The 18,978-nt window shown below is 68.9% G+C and carries 16 protein-coding genes and 1 tRNA gene; 13 read left to right on the top strand and 4 right to left on the bottom strand.

Features of this window, described 5'->3' with window-relative positions:
• The first annotated feature begins 5 nt into the window (after nucleotides 1-5).
• The 5 genes from RTL41_RS03815 to RTL41_RS03795 all read left to right on the top strand — a co-directional run bounded on the left by RTL41_RS03815 (nucleotide 6) and on the right by RTL41_RS03795 (nucleotide 9,438).
• A complete protein-coding gene (locus RTL41_RS03815) occupies nucleotides 6-2,840 on the top strand; it encodes a TonB-dependent receptor (RefSeq protein WP_312161499.1) in 2,835 nt (944 codons plus the stop codon).
• A 396-nt stretch (nucleotides 2,841-3,236) separates the two neighbouring features.
• Nucleotides 3,237-5,753 (top strand): TonB-dependent receptor, encoded by a 2,517-nt coding sequence (locus RTL41_RS03810; protein WP_312161497.1) that lies wholly within the window; start codon nucleotides 3,237-3,239, stop codon nucleotides 5,751-5,753.
• 184 nt (nucleotides 5,754-5,937) lie between these two features.
• Nucleotides 5,938-7,044 carry a response regulator gene (locus tag RTL41_RS03805; protein ID WP_312161495.1) on the top strand — a complete coding sequence of 369 codons (1,107 nt, stop codon included), beginning with the start codon at nucleotides 5,938-5,940 and terminating at the stop codon, nucleotides 7,042-7,044.
• A gap of 39 nt (nucleotides 7,045-7,083) precedes the next feature.
• Nucleotides 7,084-7,707: a class I SAM-dependent methyltransferase gene (locus RTL41_RS03800; protein WP_312161494.1), complete on the top strand. Its 624-nt coding sequence runs from the start codon at nucleotides 7,084-7,086 to the stop codon at nucleotides 7,705-7,707.
• Between the two features lie 90 nt (nucleotides 7,708-7,797).
• Nucleotides 7,798-9,438 carry a M10 family metallopeptidase C-terminal domain-containing protein gene (locus tag RTL41_RS03795; RefSeq protein WP_312161492.1) on the top strand — a complete coding sequence of 547 codons (1,641 nt, stop codon included), beginning with the start codon at nucleotides 7,798-7,800 and terminating at the stop codon, nucleotides 9,436-9,438.
• Here RTL41_RS03795 and RTL41_RS03790 read toward each other — a convergent pair.
• The gene (locus RTL41_RS03790) at nucleotides 9,435-9,641 is read right to left on the bottom strand and encodes a hypothetical protein (RefSeq protein ID WP_312161489.1); all 207 of its coding nucleotides are present in this window, start codon (nucleotides 9,639-9,641) and stop codon (nucleotides 9,435-9,437) included. The genes RTL41_RS03795 and RTL41_RS03790 overlap by 4 nt on opposite strands.
• Nucleotides 9,642-9,895: 254 nt before the next feature.
• Between RTL41_RS03790 and RTL41_RS03785 the strand changes: the two genes are divergently transcribed.
• Together RTL41_RS03785 and RTL41_RS03780 are read left to right on the top strand one after the other, a co-directional pair.
• Complete coding sequence (locus RTL41_RS03785; protein WP_312161487.1) at nucleotides 9,896-10,303, top strand: hypothetical protein; 408 nt, start codon at nucleotides 9,896-9,898, stop codon at nucleotides 10,301-10,303.
• Nucleotides 10,304-10,365: 62 nt separating this feature from the next.
• A complete protein-coding gene (locus RTL41_RS03780; RefSeq protein ID WP_312161485.1) occupies nucleotides 10,366-10,542 on the top strand; it encodes a hypothetical protein in 177 nt (58 codons plus the stop codon).
• Between the two features lie 12 nt (nucleotides 10,543-10,554).
• On the opposite strand, the gene RTL41_RS03775 is transcribed toward RTL41_RS03780, so the two are convergent.
• Nucleotides 10,555-10,851: a hypothetical protein gene (locus RTL41_RS03775; RefSeq protein ID WP_312161483.1), complete on the bottom strand. Its 297-nt coding sequence runs from the start codon at nucleotides 10,849-10,851 to the stop codon at nucleotides 10,555-10,557.
• Between the two features lie 192 nt (nucleotides 10,852-11,043).
• Between RTL41_RS03775 and RTL41_RS03770 the strand changes: the two genes are divergently transcribed.
• Together RTL41_RS03770 and RTL41_RS03760 are read left to right on the top strand one after the other, a co-directional pair.
• A complete protein-coding gene (locus RTL41_RS03770; RefSeq protein WP_312161481.1) occupies nucleotides 11,044-11,703 on the top strand; it encodes a DsbA family oxidoreductase in 660 nt (219 codons plus the stop codon).
• 210 nt (nucleotides 11,704-11,913) lie between these two features.
• Nucleotides 11,914-12,231, top strand: coding sequence for a HigA family addiction module antitoxin (locus RTL41_RS03760; RefSeq protein ID WP_312161479.1), 318 nt, complete (start codon nucleotides 11,914-11,916; stop codon nucleotides 12,229-12,231).
• Between the two features lie 176 nt (nucleotides 12,232-12,407).
• Here the strand turns inward: RTL41_RS03760 and RTL41_RS03755 are convergent.
• Nucleotides 12,408-12,484, bottom strand: a tRNA-Met gene (locus RTL41_RS03755).
• Between the two features lie 125 nt (nucleotides 12,485-12,609).
• On the opposite strand from RTL41_RS03755, the gene RTL41_RS03750 reads away from it, so the two are divergent.
• From RTL41_RS03750 to RTL41_RS03740, 3 genes are read left to right on the top strand one after another with little or no spacing between them, the layout of a single operon-like run.
• Nucleotides 12,610-13,638 (top strand): glycosyltransferase, encoded by a 1,029-nt coding sequence (locus RTL41_RS03750; RefSeq protein WP_312161477.1) that lies wholly within the window; start codon nucleotides 12,610-12,612, stop codon nucleotides 13,636-13,638.
• Complete coding sequence (asnB, locus tag RTL41_RS03745; RefSeq protein ID WP_312161475.1) at nucleotides 13,638-15,329, top strand: asparagine synthase (glutamine-hydrolyzing); 1,692 nt, start codon at nucleotides 13,638-13,640, stop codon at nucleotides 15,327-15,329. Before RTL41_RS03750 ends, asnB begins: the two co-directional genes overlap by 1 nt.
• A 17-nt stretch (nucleotides 15,330-15,346) precedes the next feature.
• Nucleotides 15,347-16,570, top strand: a complete 1,224-nt coding sequence (locus RTL41_RS03740; RefSeq protein WP_312161473.1) for a PQQ-dependent sugar dehydrogenase — start codon at nucleotides 15,347-15,349, stop codon at nucleotides 16,568-16,570.
• 23 nt (nucleotides 16,571-16,593) lie between these two features.
• Here RTL41_RS03740 and RTL41_RS03735 read toward each other — a convergent pair whose 3' ends face one another.
• Nucleotides 16,594-17,706, bottom strand: a complete 1,113-nt coding sequence (locus RTL41_RS03735) for an NAD(P)/FAD-dependent oxidoreductase (protein WP_312161471.1) — start codon at nucleotides 17,704-17,706, stop codon at nucleotides 16,594-16,596.
• Nucleotides 17,707-17,796: 90 nt separating this feature from the next.
• Between RTL41_RS03735 and RTL41_RS03730 the strand changes: the two genes are divergently transcribed.
• Nucleotides 17,797-18,975 carry a serine hydrolase gene (locus tag RTL41_RS03730; protein WP_312161468.1) on the top strand — a complete coding sequence of 393 codons (1,179 nt, stop codon included), beginning with the start codon at nucleotides 17,797-17,799 and terminating at the stop codon, nucleotides 18,973-18,975.
• Nucleotides 18,976-18,978 lie beyond the last annotated feature (3 nt).

Here is an 18,978-nt window from a genome sequence, read left to right as displayed (position 1 = left end):
CTGGAATGGTGAATACTCTGCAGTTGCGGAGCCTGCTGATCGTGGGCGCATCCGCTGTCGCGTTGAGTTCAGTTGCGTCCCCGGCCTGGTCCCAGAACGTCATTCAAGAACTGGTGGTGACCGCCCAGAAACGTGAGGAAGCCCTCCAGGACGTCCCGATCGCCGTGTCGGCCTTCAACCAGGACGCTCTGGAAAAGGCCAAGATCGACGGCGGTCCGAACCTGGTCATCGCCGTTCCGAACGTGAATTTCTCCAAGGGGAACTTCACCGGCTACAACTTCCAGATCCGGGGCATCGGCTCCAAGCTCGTCGCCGGCTCCGGTGACGCCGGCACCGGCATCCACCTGAACAACGCGCCGCTGATCTCCAACAACCTGTTCGAGACCGAGTTCTACGACGTGGAACGGGTCGAGGTGCTGCGCGGTCCGCAAGGCACGCTCTACGGCCGCAACGCCACCGGCGGGGTGGTCAACCTGATCACCGCCAAGCCGATCGACGAGTTCGAGGCGATGATCCGCGGCGAGCTCGGCAACTACAACACCCGCAAGCTGCGCGGCATGATCAACCTGCCGCTGGGCGACCAGTTCGCCCTGCGCGTCGCCGGCTCGTACCTGAAGCGCGACGGCTTCGGCGACAACCTGGTGACCGGCAACGACGCCGACGACCGCGACCTCTACGGCCTGCGCGCCACGCTGGCCTTCAACCCCTACGACACCTTCCACGCCTACTTCCTGTGGGATCACTTCGACGAGGAGGACAACCGCTCGCGGATCGGCAAGCAGTTCTGCACCAAGGACCTGGGGCCGGCCGACATCGGCGGCGTCGGCTATTCGGCCGCGGCCGGCGGGCTGATCGGCCAGATCCAGCGCGGCCTGTTCAGCCAGGGCTGTTCGGCGACCTCGCTCTATTCGCAAGGGGCGCTGGGCACCGTGAACTCGCAGGCCACCCTGGGCGGCCTGTTCGGCGCGCTCGGCGGCTTCCAGACCGGCGACGCCTATGCCGGCAAGATGCAGACGACCAACGTCCGCGACATCGAATCCACCTTCGACCCGATCTACCGCTCGAAGACCGACATCTACGAGTTCAACATCGATTGGGACATCACCGACGAACTGCGGCTGACCTGGCTCAGCGCCTATACGAAGTTCGACCTCTATACGCGCCAGGACTACAACCGCTACGTCCCCAGCGCGAACTTCAACACCACGCCGAACCCGGTCAACGCCTTCGCCGGGGTGCCGGGCTACGACGCCATCTACGGCGCGCTGTTCCCCGGCGGGGTGATCAACGACGCCCAGAACCGGCCGTTCAACCGCTTCACCACCAGCGACATCTCCTCGGCCTTCACCGAGGGCTGGAGCCAGGAGATCCGGCTGCAGTCGGCCTATGACGGCCCGTTCAACTTCAACGTCGGCGCGATCATGGTCCGCTACCAGGGGACCGGCGACTACTACGTGATGTTCAACACCGGGACCGGCTACTACCAGATCAACAACCTGCTGGGCGTCGGCAACCCGAACTGCGCGGGCCCCGCGCCCTGCATCACCATCGACCAGAACTACGAACCGGACCGCTCGGGCCGCAACTACTACGACGCCTACGGCCCCTACGACCTGCGCTCGCACGCCTTCTTCGGCGAACTGTACTGGCAGGCGACCGACACCCTGAAGTTCACCGGCGGCCTGCGCTATACGGTCGACGACAAGGAGGTCGAGAACCACCAGGTCGCACTGGGCATTCCGGGCTTCGGGATGGGCGGGCCGCTGCCGGGCACCCCCGACATCCTGCACGTGGAGTTCAAGGAGACCACCGGCCGCATCGGCTTCGACTGGAAGCCCGACCTCAGCTTCACCGACGACACCCTGATCTACGGCTTCTTCTCGCGCGGCTATAAGGCCGGGGGCCTCAACTCCCCCTGCAGCGGCGGCGCGGGCGTGATCTGCGGCCCGGCGACCTTCGCGCCGGAGTTCATCAACTCCTACGAGATCGGCGCCAAGAACACGGTGCTGAACGGCACGATGACGCTGAACGCCACGGCCTTCTACTACGACTACGAAGGCTATCAGGTCTCCAAGATCGTCAACCGCGCCTCGACCAACGAGAACATCGACGCCAAGATCAAGGGCGTGGAGCTGGAGACGGTGTGGCAACCGCTGCAGGGCCTGCGGCTCAACGCGCAGATCGGCTGGCTCGACACCGAGATCAGCTCGGGCACCTCGATCGACACCTTCAACCGCACGGGCGGCGACCCGAACCTGGTGCTGGTCAAGTCGAGCGCGGCCTCGAACTGCGTGGTCAACCTGGCCGCGGCCCAGACGGCCCTGACCGTCTCCAATGCCACCGACAACCCGTTCGCCCTGCTCGGCGTCTGCACCCCGGCCTCGACGGCCGGCGCGGGCGCCAACATCGGCAGCGGCGCGCTGGCGGTCGGGACCAACGCCTTCGGCGGCCTGGTCAGCGACGGCGTGCCGATCTCGCTGGAAGGCAAGGAGTTGCCGAACGCGCCGCACTGGACCATCGCGCTGGGCGCCCAATACACCTGGGACTTCGGCAACGACTGGTCGCTGACCGCGCGCGGCGACTACTACAAGCAGACCGAGACCTTCGCCCGGATCTACAACACCGAACCGGACCGGCTCGACGACTGGCAGAACGTCAACCTGACCCTGACCCTCAGCAACCCGGCGAACGGCTGGGAAGTCGGCGTCTACGTCAAGAACGCGACCGACGAGGAAGCGATCACCGACTTCTACCTGACCGACGACTCCTCGGGCCTGTTCCGCAACGCCTTCTACACCGAGCCGCGCACCTACGGCGTTTCGCTGCAGAAGCGCTTCTGATCACTGAATTTACCCAGCCGTAAGGCCTTGGCCGCCGCCCCTCGGGACGGCGGCCTTTTTCTTGGCGCCCACAGCGAAATCCGAACGCCATTTTGTGGATCGGGTATGCCGGAGTTTCCGCCAGGCTTGTTTCCGCGCCCACGCTTTCCTTTGATTCACTAAGTCGCCGTCGAACGACGGTCATTTTTGTACGCACGATTTGAAAGCGCGGTATTTCGGCCACAGAAATACGAAAGCTCGACTGAATCACGATCAGTTACCGCGCGTCACATTGACGTTGGCGTCAGTCAGACCGAGGTTCCGCCACCCGGCGCCTCCCCGCGCTGGAAACACCGCACATCATGCGGGCGGATATGAAGAGGGCGCTCCACGCCCCTCCGCCCTGGGAGGATACTGATGGCTACCAACGCCCCGCGTCTGCGGACCATGTTGGCCCTGAGCGCTTCGGTTCTGACGCTCTCGGCAATTTCGACCCCCGTCCTGGCTCAGGACTCCGACGCCTTCCAGATCGAAGAACTGGTGGTCACGGCCGAGAAGCGCGAACAGGCGCTGCAGGACGTGCCGGTGGCCGTCTCGGCCTACACCTCCGAGCAGCGCGACATCCGCGGCATGACCGGCATCCAGGACTTCGTGAACTTCACGCCAGGCATGAACTATTCGGGCACCGACCGCGTGTCGCTGCGCGGGGCCGGCCGCAACACCTTCTACATCGGCAACGACCCGGGCGTGGCCGCCTATACCGACGGCTTCTACTCGGCCTCCTCGTCGGAACTGTTCAAGAGCTCGCTGTTCGTCGAGCGGACGGAAATCCTGCGCGGCCCGCAAGGCACGCTGTATGGCCGTAACGCCATGGGCGGTGCGCTGAACACCATCTCCAAACGCCCGTCGCACGAGTTCGGCGGCGAGATCCGCGCCGGCTACGGCAACTTCGACCGCTCGAAGATCGAAGGCGTCCTTTCGGTCCCGGTGGCCGACAACCTGCGCTTCAAGATCGGCGGCAGCCAGGACTGGCAGCGCGACGGCTTCATCGAGAACATCGGCGGCGCGAACGACGGCGCCACCATCAAGCGCACCTATTTCGAGATCCAGGCCGAAGCCGAGCTGGGCGACAACCTCGACGTCTGGGCGCGCTACTCGCGGTCCAACTGGGACGACTCGACGGGCGTCGGCGACCGTCTGGCGAACCTGATCACGCCCTACGACACCACCCGCTTCTTCCAGCCGATCGGCGGCCTGGTGCCGAACGGGCAGTTCGGCCTGACCACCCCGAACCCGGGCGTCGCCGATCCCTACACCCAGTCGACCAACCGCGATGGCTATGGCCAACTGCGCGGCAACCACCTGTTCACCACCTCGATCACCTACGATCTGGGCTGGGCGAGCCTGAAGTACATCGGCGGTTTCCAGAAGTACAACTACCAGACCGGCGGCGACTACGACGGCGCCAGCCGCACCAGCTCGTACCTGATGAACGGCGTGCCGGTGTTCAGCGACCAGACCACGGACTTCGACGAACACAAGCGGTACTTCTCGAACGAGATCAACCTGTCGTCGAACGGCGACGGCCCGCTGAACTGGATCGTCGGCCTCTACCAGTACAAGGAAGAGTACAAGCAGCGCATCCAGCTCGCGAGCCCGCTGCAGGCTGAGCTCGGCCTGCCCAGCTTCCACTACGGCCCGGCCGGCGTGACGCCGCTGGCGCTGGCCGGCCTGCCGGAAACCAATCCCTCGCGCAACTTCGCCGACAACCAGGCGCAGCTTGAGTCCAAGGCCTGGGCCGTGTTCGGCCAGGCGACCTATGAGTTCAACGACCAGTGGGCCCTGACCGGCGGCCTGCGCTACACCAAGGACCAGAAGGACGGTTACGAGTACCAGCGCCTGGTGCTGTTCAACCCGACCAGCGCCTTCGGCGGCGCGGCCGTGGACGTCTCCAGCGACATGGACCCGACCCTCCCCGGCGTTCAGAACTACCGCAACCTGTCGGACGAATGGAGCGCCGTCACCGGCACCCTGAACCTGGACTGGACGCCGAACGACGACACCCTGGTCTACGCCAAGTACAGCCGCGGCTATAAGTCGGGCGGCTTCCTGCTGGGCACCCTGGCGCCCAAGCCGACTGCGGACGAAGAGTCGGTCAACGCCTATGAGCTCGGCCTGAAGCAGACCATCGGCGGACGCCTGATCCTGAACGCCTCGGCCTTCTACAACGACTTCGAAGGCCTGCAGCTCAACCTGTCGCAGCTCAACGCGGCGGGCACGGCGGCGTCGAACAACTTCGTCAACGTCGACGCCGAAGCCTACGGCCTGGAACTGGAAGCCATGTGGCAGCCGATCCGGCCGCTGCAGATCTCGGCCTCCTACGGCTACCTGCACACCGAGATCACCAAGGGCTGCTGCTTCTACGACCCGGCGGACCCCAGCGCGCTGAAGTCGACGGCCCGCCCGGCCGGCGGCACGGCGGTGACCAACGGCGTGCTGCTGGTCTTCCAGGACCTGGCCGGATCGAAGATCTACCAGTCGCCGGAGAACAAGTTCGCGCTGAACGCCAACTACACCTTCGATTTCGAGCCGGGCTCGCTGATCCTCTCGGGCAGCTACACCTGGACCGACGAGACCACCTACCAGCCCTTCGACAACCCCGACTTCGCCGTGCCGGCCTACGGCACCGCCGACCTGCGGGTGCTGTGGAAGGACGCCCAGGACCGCTACTCGCTCATCGGCTACGTGAAGAACGTCACCGACGAAGAGGGCTTCACCTCGACCTCCTCGACCAACCCGACGGCGGTGTTCGGCGATCCGAACCCTGGCCTGGTGGTCGGCGGGACGGGCTATCTGCGCCAGACCGGCACCGCGATCACCCGCGGCCTGATCCAGCCGCGGACCTACGGCGTGGAGCTGCAATACCGGTTCTAAGACCGGCCAGCTTCTGGAGAGCGAAGGGCGGCGGGAGTGATCCCGCCGCCCTTTTCGCTTGTCGGGAACCCGACGCGCCCTTTTCGCTTCAGCGTCAATTTACGCTAACCCTGGGTGGAATTTAACGTCTCCGCAAGCGCTTCGGCCCATGCTGAGCATAAGTTCCCTTTGGACCCTGGCGTTCATGTCATTGCCCGAGTTCTTCTACGAACGCGTAACGAGCGAAATCCATCAGCAGATGGAGGGGGTTCTGGCCCTGGCCGAACGCCTGGCGCGCCAGCCTATGGGCGCGGATGCGCAGGCGTGCGTGGCCGGCGTCACCGAGGCGGCGCGCGCCGTGCGGCAGATCCTGGCCTCGTCGGCCGATCTCAAGGCCGCGGCCTCCGACGGACTATCCTTCGAACCCCAGGCCAAGCGCGCGGCCGAACTGGCCGACGACGTCCAGGCGCGCTGGGAAGAACGCGCCACCGACGGCGGCGTCACCCTGCTGGTCTCCTATGACGGCGACCCCGACACCCTGGTGATGGTGGACGGCGGGCGCATGAACCAGATCTTCGACGCCTTCATCGCCCAGGCGCTGGCCGGCGTGCGGCGCGGGGCCGTGGAAGCCACGCTGAAAGCGGTCACCGAGGGCGACGTCACCCGGCTGGAAGGCCGCATCCGCGGCTCGGCCGAGCGGGTGATGGGCGACCGCGCCCTCGACATCCGCGAGATCGAGGCGCTGTTCGGCCTGGAAACCGCGCTGGGCGTGGCCCTGGGCGGCCAGATCGTCCAGGCCATGAACGGGCAGGTCCGCTCCGAAGCCAATGTCGGGACCGGCGAGACGCTGGTCTTCGAGGTCCGCGTGCCCACCGCGCACGAAGAGGCGCCCGCCGAGGAGACCCTCGGCCAGACCGAGCGCGCCGCGCACATCCTGGTGGTCGACGACAACGCCACCAACCGGATGGTCGCCGAGACCCTCTGCGAGATGTTCGACTGCACCTCGGAGTCGGCCACCGACGGCGTCGAGGCCGTCGAGGCCGCCCGCACCGGCCGCTTCGACCTGATCCTGATGGACATCAAGATGCCGCGCATGGACGGGGTGACCGCCACGCGCGAGATCCGCGCCCTGCCCGGCGCGCCCGGCCGCGTGCCGATCATCGCCCTGACCGCCAACGCCGACCCCGAAGACGCCGCCGCCTATCTGAAGGCCGGGATGAACGGCGTGGTCGAGAAGCCGATGAAGCCGGAAAACCTGCTGCGCACGCTGCAGGAAAACCTGGGCGGCTCCAATGATGCTGCCGCGGCGTAAGGGCTAGGCGAGCCCTTCGACAGGCGTCATCGTCGGCCCATGGCCACCTTCTACGAACGCCGAATCCTGCCACGGCTGCTGACCTGCGCGTGCGCCTCGCCGCCGATGATGAAGCAGCGCGCCAAGATCGTGCCGCTGGCCGAGGGCAAGGTGCTCGAACTCGGGGTCGGCATGGGCCTCAACCTCGCGCTCTATGACGCCGACAGAGTGACCAGCGTCGCCGGGGTGGACCCGGCCGCGGAATTGCGCGCCCAGGCGCAGGCCGCGCCGCGCGATCCGCGGCTGGCGGTCTCGATCGCCGATGGGACCGCAGAAGCCCTGCCGTTCGAGGACGGCGCCTTCGATACGGTGGTCTGCACCTTCACGCTCTGCTCGGTCCACACGCCGGCCGCGGCGCTGGCCCAGGCGCGGCGGGTGCTGAAGCCCGGCGGCCGGTTCCTGTTCTGCGAGCATGGCCTGGCCCCGGACAGGGACGTCGCCAAGTGGCAGGGGCGGATCGAGCCCCTGTGGAAGCGGCTGGCCGGCGGCTGCCACCTGACGCGGCCGGTGGCCAGCGCCATCGCGGCGGCCGGCTTCAGGATCGAGCGGGTGGAGACGATGTACCTGCCGGGCACGCCGCGGATCGCCGGCTGGAACGAGTGGGGCGCGGCCAGCGTCGCGTAAATCGTTTCGCAAGCCAGCCGCCCTAGGCTGGCGCAACAATTGTCCGGCCGACGGCGAGCGCCTACGAGTTAAGAGGCTGGGAGCTTCCCCATGTCACGTGATACCGCCCCCCAGTCCTCGCTGAACGCCGATGCACGCGGCGGCGCCGTCGACGGCAAGCAGAGCTACACCGTCGCCGAGGCCGCCGATCAGATCATCCGCGGCGAACCGGGCTGGTCCGGCATGCTGGGCGCGCCGGCGACGGTGACCTACGGCTTTCGAGCCACCGCCCCGGCCACCATGCCCGAGGACACCGCCGGCTTCTCGCGGTTCAACGCGGCCCAGATCGCCCAGGCCGAACTGGCCCTGGCCGGCTGGAGCGACGCGGCCAACATCCGGTTCGTGCGCAAGGGGGACGGGTCGTCGGGCGATGGGGCCTATTCCGACTCCGCGACGATCCTGTTCGGCAACTATTCCAGCGGCAGCGACAGCGCGACCGCCTTCGCCTTCTATCCCGGATCGATGGCGGCCTCCTCGCGCGCCGGCGACGTCTGGGTGAACATCACCAAGGGGACCAACGCCGCGCCGGCCCTCGGCAACTACGGGGCCATGGTGCTGGTGCACGAGATCGGCCACGCCATCGGGCTGGGCCACCCGGCCGACTACGACGCCGACGCCGCGCCGACCTACGCCGGCGACGCGCTCTATTACGAAGACTCCCGCCAGTTCACGGTGATGAGCTATTTCAGCGAGCAGAACACCGGCGCCTATTTCGGCGGCCGCTATGCCGCCGCGCCCCTGCTGGACGACATCGCCGCCGCCCAGCTCGAGTACGGGGCGAACATGACGACCCGGACCGGCGACACGGTCTACGGCTTCAACTCCACCGCCGGGCGGCCGTGGTTCGACGCCATCGCCTCGGGCCAGAAGCTGATCTTCGCCGTCTGGGACGCCGGCGGCATCGACACCCTCGACTTTTCCGGCTTCTCGATGCGCCAGCTCATCGACCTGCGCGAAGGGGCGTTCTCCAATGTCGGCGGACTGACCGGCAACGTGGCGATCGCCATCGGCGCGACCATCGAGAACGCGATCGGCGGCAGGGGCGACGACACCGTCTACGGCAACGCCGCGGCCAACACCCTCACCGGCGCGGCGGGCGATGACGACCTCTATGGCGGCGCCGGGAACGACAGCCTGAGCGGCGGCGAGGGCCAGGACTTCCTGCGCGGCGAGAGCGGCGACGACTACATCGTCGGCGGCGCGGGCTTCGACGACATCCACGGAAACATGGGCCGCGACACCGCCTATGGCGGCGAGGGCGACGACTGGGTGGTCGGCGGCCAGGACGGCGACCTGCTGTTCGGCGAGAACGGGGCCGATCTCGTCTACGGCAACATGGGCGACGACACGCTGCATGGCGGCATGGGCGCGGACGTGATGCGCGGGGGCCAGCACAACGACGTCATGTACGGCGAGGACGGCGACGACTGGATGTCCGGCGACCGTGGCGACGACACGCTGTATGGCGGGGCCGGCGCGGACAGCTTCCACACCTGGGGCGAGGCCGGCCTCGACCGGGTGATGGACTTCAACCGCGCCGAGGGCGACCGCGTGCTGGTCAGCGAAGGCGCGACCTGGACGCTGGCGCAGATCGGCGCCGACGTGGTCATCTCACTGAGCGGCGGCGCCCAGATGGTTCTGGCCGGGGTGGCGCTCGCCACCCTCACCGACGGCTGGATCGTGGCGATCTAAAGCTGGTTGTACTCGCCGCAGCGGCACTTCACGACCACGTCGCGCATCTCCGCGGCGTCGCGGCCGGTGACGACGACTTCTTCGCAGGCGCCGCAGAGGAAGACCGAACCGGTCTCGGCGCCGGTGAGCACCGGGCTCTCGACCGCCTGGATGACTTCGCGGCGTCCGATGAACAGGCTGGGGAAAACGCGAAGGGACGTCATGATCATCGGAACTGCCTCATTTTGACCCGTGGCGGGTCTACGCAACTGTGCACTTGCAAAAGTCGAGGTACGCCTATTCTGCTGCAGTGCAATGACGGATTGACGCCGGCGCCCATGAAAGTTGCGGGGCGTGGCGCGCAAGGCGCCTGGCCGCCTTTTCCGTAGGCTGACCGGAACCGTCGCTTCGCGCTCTCGTTTCAAGGGCTCACCCCAGGAGTAAAGGGCGCGGCGCGTCCATCGAGCGGAGAGCACCCATGACCAACGCCTATGGCACCACCGGCGACGCGCGCGAGGCCGTGCGCGAAGCCGCCGACACCTTCAAGGACGCCGCCGGCGACGTGCGCGCCGAAACCAAGCGTGCGGCCAAGCGGGCCCAGAAGAGCGCGGTCGCGGCCTCCGGCGCCCTGGCCGAGGCGGCGACGACCTTCGCCCGCGACGCCCGCAGCGTGGTCGAGGACAAGGTCGGCAAGGCCCGCCGGGAGGCCGAGGTCCAGTACGGCCGGCTGAAGGTGCAGGCCAAGCAGCGCGCCGAGGAGGCCGACGTCTTCGTGCACGAGCGTCCGTACATCGCCCTGGGCGCCGCGGCGCTGGCCGGCTTCCTGATCGGGCACCTGATGAACAGCGGCCGCTCCAACGTCGTCTACCTGCGCGACGACCGCTAGGCGGGCGGGGCTGGCGCCGATCCTGCTCGCAGCGTCGCGAACGCTTCGCGCTAGGATCAATCATGGACAAGGCGCCTCCGCCTGCGGCCTACGAGCTCGAGATCGCCCCCGACGGCGAGCGCTGGCGCTATCGCAGGCGCTGGACGCGGGGCCTGCGCCGGTTCCTGCCCGCGCTCTGGCACGCCACCGACGAGGCCGGGGTGAAGATGCTGCGCCGGGCCACGGACGACGCCCGCTGAGCGGCGCCCGACCTACGGCATGATCACGACGTACCGCTGTTGCGGCGGCGGCGGGCGCGCGGCTCCCTTTTCGGCCGCCGCCGCCGCGGCCACGGCGGCGCGCTTGGCCTCGGCCTGAGCCTGGGGCGAACGGGCGTATCCGCCCCCGCCGCCCCCGCGGTCGGACCAGCTATCGCCGTAGTTGGCCTGGGATGCGGCGAAGCCCCGCTGCGCCCACAACTGGATGTCGCTGGCCTTGTCCCTGAAGTCCCGGGGCGAGCACCCGCCCGCCAGCACCGCGACGCCCGCAAGAACCGTCCAAGTCTTCAACGACAGCGCCCCCCAATCACCCGCCGCGATCATCGCGCAGCCGCGGGCCATTGCAAAGTCGGGCCCGGCTCCCAATCTCTGTCTCGACAGCGAGGCATACCGGTCCCCCCGCCGGCTCGCGTCCACAGAGAAACGCCCGCGCCCCCCTCCCCCCGGCGCGGGCGTTGTTCGTCCAGGCTCGCGGGATGCGCCATGACCAAGCCCATGAAGATCGACTTCGTCTCCGACGTCTCCTGCCCCTGGTGCGTCATCGGCCTGGGCGGGCTTGAGGAAGCGCTGCGCAATGTCGGCGACCTGGTCGACGCGCAGATCCATTTCCAGCCGTTCGAGCTCAATCCGGACATGCCGCCGGAGGGGCAGAACATCGTCGAGCACATCGGCCAGAAGTACGGCTCCACGCCGGAGCAGTCGGCCGCCAACCGCGCGGCGATCCACGCCCGCGCGGCCGAGGTCAGGTTCACCATGAAAACCAGCGACCAGAGCCGGATCTACAACACCTTCGACGCCCATCGCCTGCTGCACTGGGCCGGGATCGTCGGCGGCCAGGACCGGCTCAAGCGCGCCCTGTTCGACGCCTATTTCACCGAGGGCCAGAGCCCCGCCGACCACGAGGTGCTGGTCGCCGCCGCGCAATCGGCCGGCCTCGACGCCGCGGCCGCCCGCGAGGTGCTGAGCTCAGGCCGGTACGCCGACGAGGTCCGCGCCGCCGAACGTCACTGGCTCTCGGCGGGGATCAACTCCGTCCCGGCCGTCATCATCAACGACCGCTACCTGATCTCCGGCGGCCAGCCCGCCGCGGCCTTCGAACAGGCGATCCGCACCATCGCCGCGGAAGAGGCCGCCCGCGGCTGACCCGGCGCGGGCGAGGCTTGTCGCCGTTCGGGAAGGGACCTTGCGCCGAGACTGAGGGGCGCTTGTTCAAAATAGTAGCTGGCGGGCGACCGAGCGGGCCAGTGGTCGGTGCGCGTGAACGCACAGTACCGCATCTGCTTCACCTGGGGTCCGCAAGGCCCCGAAGACGTGGAATTTGTCGACTACCACTAGCGCTCATGGAGGGAAGCCATGGTCCACGATTACACCCGGTTCGCCGCACCGGCCCCGCACCCCGGCGAACACCTGCGCGAGGACTACATGCCGGCCTATGGTCTGACGGCTGGCCGTCTCGCACGCGCCATGGGGCTCGGCGACGCCCGCCAGCGGATCGAAAGGCTCGTGCGCGAGCAGCAGGACATCACCGCTGATACGGCTCTGCGCCTGGGCCGGGTCTTCGGGACCACGCCGGACTTCTGGCTGAACCTGCAGGCGACGCACGACCTGTCGGTGGCCGCGCTCGCCAACCGGGAGGCTATCGAGGCGATCCAGACGCTTGAAGTCGCATGATCCTTTCAAGCGTCGTCTGAACAGCCCTCTGAATCACGCCGTCAGGCTGCTCCTTGTCCACCGGGAAGCTCACCAGACGCTCCGCGCGCGCCGGTCAACATCACCCTGCACGGCGATCTGAGCCATTTCCTGAAAGAACCGGGATCTGACGCTGCCGAACCCAAGTGGGTCTCAGGTGGTAGCTGGGGGCGGGATCGAACCGCCGACCTGTGGGTTATGAATCCACCGCTCTAACCATCTGAGCTACCCAGCCGCCGGGCCATTCGGCGAGGCGCGGTTTATAGGGTGGGTTTTTCGCATCTTCAAGCGGGTTGGATGCGACCTCTCGACCAAAAGCGGATTCCGTTTTGGCGCGGCCCACACTAGGGTCGCCCCGGCATGAGCGTCCTGCATCTTCTGGGAACGGCCGGCGAAGGCGGCGCGGAGACCTATTTCCTCGATCTGGTCGCGGCGCTGGCCGGCGACGGGGTGAAGCAGGCCGCCGCCATCCGCGCCAATCCAAGCCGTGAAGCGGCCCTGGATCGCCTGGACGTGCCGACCGGCGTGTTTCGATTCGGCGGACCGATCGACCTGCTGACCCGCCCGAAGCTGAAGGCCTTCGCCGCCCGCCACGAGGTGAAGCTGGCCCTGGCCTGGATGAACCGGGCCGCGCGCCACACGCCCGCCGGCCCCTGGGCGCGGATCGGGCGGCTGGGCGGCTACTACAACCTCAAATACTACAAGGGCTTCGAGGAGCTGGTCGCCAACACCGAGGACATCGCCGACTGGGTAGTGGGCCAGGGCTGGCCGGCCGGCAGGGTCCGCTACATCCCCAACTTCGCCCTGGCGCCGGCGGACGCCGCGCCCGCGGACCGCGCCGAGCTGAGCACGCCCGAGGACGTCCCGCTGCTGCTGGCCATGGGGCGGCTGCACGACTCCAAGGCGCACGACGTCGCGCTGGAAGCCCTGGCGAAGATTCCCGAGGCCCACCTGTGGATCGGCGGCGCCGGCCCGCTGGAGGCCAAGCTGCGGGCCATGGCGGACGCCCTGGGCGTCGCGCCGCGCGTGCGCTTCCTGGGTTGGCGCAACGATCCGTCGGCGCTGTACAGGGCCGCGGACATCTGCGTCTTCCCCTCGCGCTACGAACCGCTGGGCAATGTGGTCATCCAGTCCTGGGCCCACGGCCTGCCGGTGGTGGCCGCCGCCAGCCAGGGGCCCTCGGCCCTGATCCGCGACGAGCAGGACGGCCTGCTGGTCCCGGTCGACGACGCCGGCGCGCTGGCCGAGGCGGTCAATCGCCTGATCGCCGATCCGATGCTGTGCATCCGCATGGTCCAGAACGGCTCCGAGCGCGTCGAGGCCGAGTTCTCGCCCGCCGCGGTCGTCGCCCAGTGGCGGCGCCTGTTCGCCGACTACGGGGCGGCCTGATGTGCGGCATCGCGGGGATCCTCGGCGCGGGCGGCTCGGCCCGGCCGATGATCGAGACCCTCACCCATCGCGGCCCCGACGGGGTGTTCGTCGAAGAGGGCGAGCGGCGCTCCCTGGCCCACGCGCGCCTGTCGATCATCGACCTGGAGGGCGGCTGGCAGCCGCTGCACGGCGCTGGCTCGACCGTCATCGGCAATGGCGAGATCTACAACTATGTCGAGCTGGCGGAGGAATTCGGCCTCAAGGACCAGCTCCACACCGGCTCCGACTTCGAGCCGCTGCTGCACATCTACGCCCAGGAAGGCCCGGCCGCCTTCGCGCGGCTGCGCGGCATGTACGCCTTCTGCCTGGTGGGCGCGGACGGGCGGACCTGGCTGGCGCGCGACCCGTTCGGCATCAAGCCGCTCTATCTGCTGGAGCATGAGGGCGCGGTCGCCTTCGCCTCGGAACCGCGGGCCTTCCTGGCGGCGGGGCTGATCGGCGCGGAGCTGTCGGAGGACCGCGCGCGCGAATTGCTGGCCTTCAACTACACGCTCACCGAGGAGACGATCTTCCGGGGCCTGCGCCGGCTGGCGCCCGGCGAGATCGTCGAGGTGGTGGACGGGAAGATCACGCCGCGCGAGGTGCGGAGCTGGCTTTCGTCCTCCCCCCTCCCCCGCCCTGCAGGGGAGGAAGAACATCTCCGCCGCCTGGACGCGGTGCTGGAAGACAGCGTGCGGGTGCACCAGCGCTCGGACGTGCCCTATGGCCTGTTCCTCTCCGGGGGGATCGATTCGGCGGCCATCGCCACCCTGATGGCGCGGTTGAACGCCCGGCCGGTGACCGCCTTCACCTGCGGCTTCGAGGCGCCGGGCGCGCGCGACGAGCGGGCGCAGGCCGAGCGGGTCGCCACCGCCCTGAAGCTCGACTGGCGCGAGACCAGCTTCGGCGAGGAGGACTTCTGGCGGATCCTGCCGCAGGTCGCCTGGGCGATGGACGACCCGACCGCCGACTACGCCGCCCTGCCGACCTACAAGCTGGCCGAGGCTGCCAAGGGCACGCTGACCGTGGTGCTGACCGGCGAGGGCGGCGACGAACTGTTCGGCGGCTATGGCCGCTATCGCCGCGCCCTGCGTCCGGCCTGGCTGGGCGGCCGGCCGGCGGAACCGAGGACCGAGGACCGGGGCGTCGTCGAACGCTGGCGGACGGCTGCGAAGGCGCCGGGCGGTCTCAGCGGGCTGCAGCGCGCCCAGTGGGCCGACATCGCCACCTGGCTGCCGAACGACCTGCTGCTGAAGCTGGACCGCTGCCTGATGGCCCACGGCCTGGAGGGCCGCACGCCGTTCCTGGACCCGCAGGTGGCCGAGTTCGCCTTCCCCCTGCCCGACCGCATGAAGGTGCGCGGGCGCTATGGGAAATGGCTGCTGCGCAAGTGGCTGGAGCGGGCCTGCCCGGCCGCCGATCCCTGGGGCCGCAAGCAGGGCTTCACCGTGCCGGTGGACGCCTGGATCGCCCCGCGCGCCGGCGAGATCGCCACGCGCATCGGAAAGGTCGAGGCGGTGCGGCGCGTTCTCGGGGCCGACGCCGGCGCCGGCTTCGGCGCGCAGGCAACCGGACGCTGGCCGCTGTTGTTCTTTGCAATCTGGTCGCTGATCCACCTGGAAGGCGCCGCGCCGGCCGAAGCCCTGGCCGCCGTCGCCGGACCTGTCTGAACCTCGGGAGACCCACGATGCGCCGCCTGCTGATCACCACCGCCCTCGCCGCCCTGGTCGCCGCCTGCGGAGGGTCGGGCGGCCAGGCCCAATCGCCCGCCGCCGCGCCGGCGGACTCCAGGCCGGCCAACGCCCCCGACCAGAAGCCGGCCTTCGCCGGCCAGACCCGGGCGCCGGAAGCGAAGTCGGACGTCGCCGTCCAGGTCACGACGCTCGCCGAGGGCCTGGAAATGCCCTGGGCGCTGGCGTTCCTGCCCGATGGGCGGCTGCTGATCACCGAAAAGCACCTGGGCCAACTGCGCATCCTGGGGACCGACGGCAAGCTGTCCGGGACCATTCTGGGCCTGCCCGCCGTGGTCGGCGCCGACCAGGGCGGCCTGCTGGGCCTGGCGGTCGATCCGAAGTTCGCGGAGAACGGCCTGATCTACTGGAGCTATGCCGAGCCGGCGGCCGACGGGACCAACAACACCGCGGTGGCGCGCGGCCGCCTGGCCGGCGACCGCGTCGAGAACGTCCAGGTCATCTTCCGCCAGACGCCGTCGCTGAACTCGACCAAGCACTATGGCGGACGGCTGGTGTTCGCCCCGGACGGCACGCTGTTCGTCACCACCGGCGAGCGGTCGATCCTGGAGGGCCGCGCCCAGGCCCAGCGCCTGGACGGGACGCTCGGCAAGGTGGTCCGCATCAACGCCGACGGCTCCATCCCGAAGGACAACCCGTTCGTCGGCAAGGCCGGCGTGCGGCCGGAGATCTGGTCCTACGGCCACCGCAACATCCTCTCGGCCGCCATCGACCCCAGGACCGGCAAGCTGTGGGAGGTCGAGCACGGCGCGCGCGGCGGCGACGAGCTGAACCAGCCGGAAGCGGGCAAGGACTATGGCTGGCCGACCATCAGCTATGGGCTGGAATATTCCGGCAAGCCGATCGGCCAGGGCCTTACCGCCAAGGAAGGCATGGAGCAGCCGGTCTACTACTGGGACCCGGTCATCGCGCCGGCCGGCATGGCCTTCTACGAGGCCGACCTGTTCCCGGCGTGGAAGGGCAGCATCCTGATCGGCGGCCTGGCCAGCAAGGCCGTGGTGCGCCTGGTCATGCAGGACGGCAAGGTGGTCGGCGAGGAGCGCCTGCTGACCGACCTGAACGAGCGCATCCGCGACGTCATCGTCGGCCCGGACGGCGCGCTCTACCTGGCCACCGACAGCAAGAACGGCCGGGTGCTGAAGGTAACGCCGAAGGGGTGAGCCCGCGAGATCCTCTGGATCGGCTATAGCCCCAGCCGCCCCGCCGCCTCTTCGCCGATCGCCAGCGACGAGGTGAGCCCGGGGCTTTCGATGCCGAACAGGGCGACCAGGCCCGGCAGGCCGTGCTTCTGCGGGCCGTCGATGCGGAAGTCGGGCTGCGGCTCGCCCGGCCCGTGCAGCTTGGGGCGGATGCCGGCGTAGTCGGGGGCCAGGGCGCCGTCGGGCAGGCCCGGCCAGAACTTGCGGATATAAGCGTAGAAAGCCTCGCCCAGCGCCGGATCGACGCTGTAGTCGATCTGGTCCACGTAATGCAGGTCGGGCCCGAACACCGCCTGGCCGCCCAGGTCGCGGCGATAGTGGGTGCCGAGCGCGCCGGGGATCGGCGGCGGATAGATCAGCCGCGCGAACGGCGCCTTGCCGGTGAGCCGGAAGTAGACGCCCTTGCCATAGTGCAGCGGCGGGATGCCGTCCTTCGGAAAGCCCTCGATCTCGGCGGCGACATGCTGGGCCGAGAGGCCCGGCGCGGTGATCAGCAGGCGCGCGGTCAGGGTCGTGGGCTCGGCGCCGCCGGCGCGGATCGAGAATCCGCCGGCCTCCAGCGGCGTGGCGCCCTCGAACGGCGTCGAGGTCACCACCGCGCCGCCCGCCGCCTCGATCTCGCCCTGCAGGGCCAGCATGTAGCCATGGCTGTCGAACACGCCGCTCTCGGGCGAGATCAGCGCCGCCTCGCAGCTCAGTTGCGGTTCGAGCGCCAGGGCCTGGGCCTTGGTCAGGCGCGCCATGCCCTCGACGTCGTTGGCCTGCGCCTGCTCGAGAATGCCGTCCAGGCGCCCGACCTCGGCGGCGTTGGTCGCCACCACCAGCTTGCCGCAGCGGTCATAGGCGACCTTGTGGGCGTCGAGGAAGCCGTAGAGCGCGCGCCGGCCCTGGACGCACAGCCGCGCCTTCAGCGAGCCGGTCGGATAGTAGAGGCCGCCGTGGACGACCTCGGAATTGCGGGCCGAGACGCCCTCGCCGATGATCGGGCCGGCCTCCAGCACCGCCACCACCAGCCCGCGCCTGCTGAGCGCATAGCCGCAGGCCAGGCCCACGGCCCCCGCGCCGACCACCACCGCGTCGAAATCGAAATCCGCCATGGCCAAGGCCTAGCCGAAGCACGGCGGTATGCAAACTGCTCACGCCTCTCTAGCTTGGCGGTCAATTACAAATAGAGCGGGAGGGCGCCCATGCACGCGAACAAACTCATACTGACGGCCATGGCGCTGACCGCGGGCCTGCACGGCGCCGCGCTGGCCCAGGACCCCGCCCCGCCGCCGGCCGGCGGATCGATCCTGGCCTGGACGCCGGCGCAACAGCGCTACGGCTATCGCAACATGGAAAAGGTCACCCCGGTCCATGTCGTGCCGCGCGGCGCGCAGGTGAAGGAGCTCCCCCTCGCCGACAGGCAGCTCGATCCCAAGTGGACCTGGAACGGCGCGCCGCAGACCCTCGACAGCTTCATGACCGCCATGGACACCTCCGCCGTCGTGGTGCTGCAGGACGGCAAGATCGTGCTGGAGCGCTATGGCCTGGACCGCAAGCCGGACGAGCGCTGGACCTCGTTCTCGGTCGCCAAGTCGGTCACCGCCACCCTGGTCGGGGCGGCGATCAAGGACGGCAGGATCAAGAGCCTGGACGATGCGGTGACCGCCTACATCCCCGAGCTGAAGGGCAGCGCCTATGAGGGCGTGAGCGTGCGCCAGCTCCTGACCATGACCTCCGGGGTGAAGTGGAACGAGGACTATACCGACCTCAATTCCGACGTCGCCAAGGCCGGGGTGACGCCGGGCGAGCCGGGCATGAACCCGATCGTCAGCTACATGCGCAAGCTGCCGCGCGAGGCCGAACCTGGGAGCAAGTTCGTCTACAAGACCGGCGAGACCGACCTGGCCGGCATCCTGGTGTCCAACGCGGTGGGCAAGTCGCTGTCGGCCTACCTCTCCGAGAAGATCTGGGCGCCCTACGGCATGGAGCAGGACGCGATCTGGGTCGACGACGCGGCCGGGCACGAGCGCGGCGGCTGCTGCATGTCGATGACCGCCCGCGACTATGCGCGCCTGGGTCAGTTCATGCTGGAGGGCGGCAAGGCCGGCGGCCAGGACGTGCTGCCGCCCGGATGGGTCGCCGACGCCACCCGCGCCCATCAGGCCTTCCCGCCCGGCGGGGTCGAGACTGGCTACGGCTATTTCTGGTGGATCATCCCGGACGGCTATGCGGCCGAGGGCATCTTCGGCCAGCAGATCTTCGTCTATCCGGCCGAGAAGCTGGTGATCGCGGTCAATTCGGCCTGGCCGGCCGCCTCCAAGGACGAACTGTGGGCGGCGCAGGCGGCCTTCGCCCAGGCGGTGCGGGCGGCGGCGAAGTAGACG

It is taken from the genome of Phenylobacterium sp. (assembly GCF_031984885.1).
Taxonomy (GTDB): Bacteria; Pseudomonadota; Alphaproteobacteria; order Caulobacterales; family Caulobacteraceae; genus Phenylobacterium.
The sequence above is the reverse complement of the archived record's forward strand: the minus strand, read 5'-3'. Positions and strand labels throughout refer to the sequence as shown.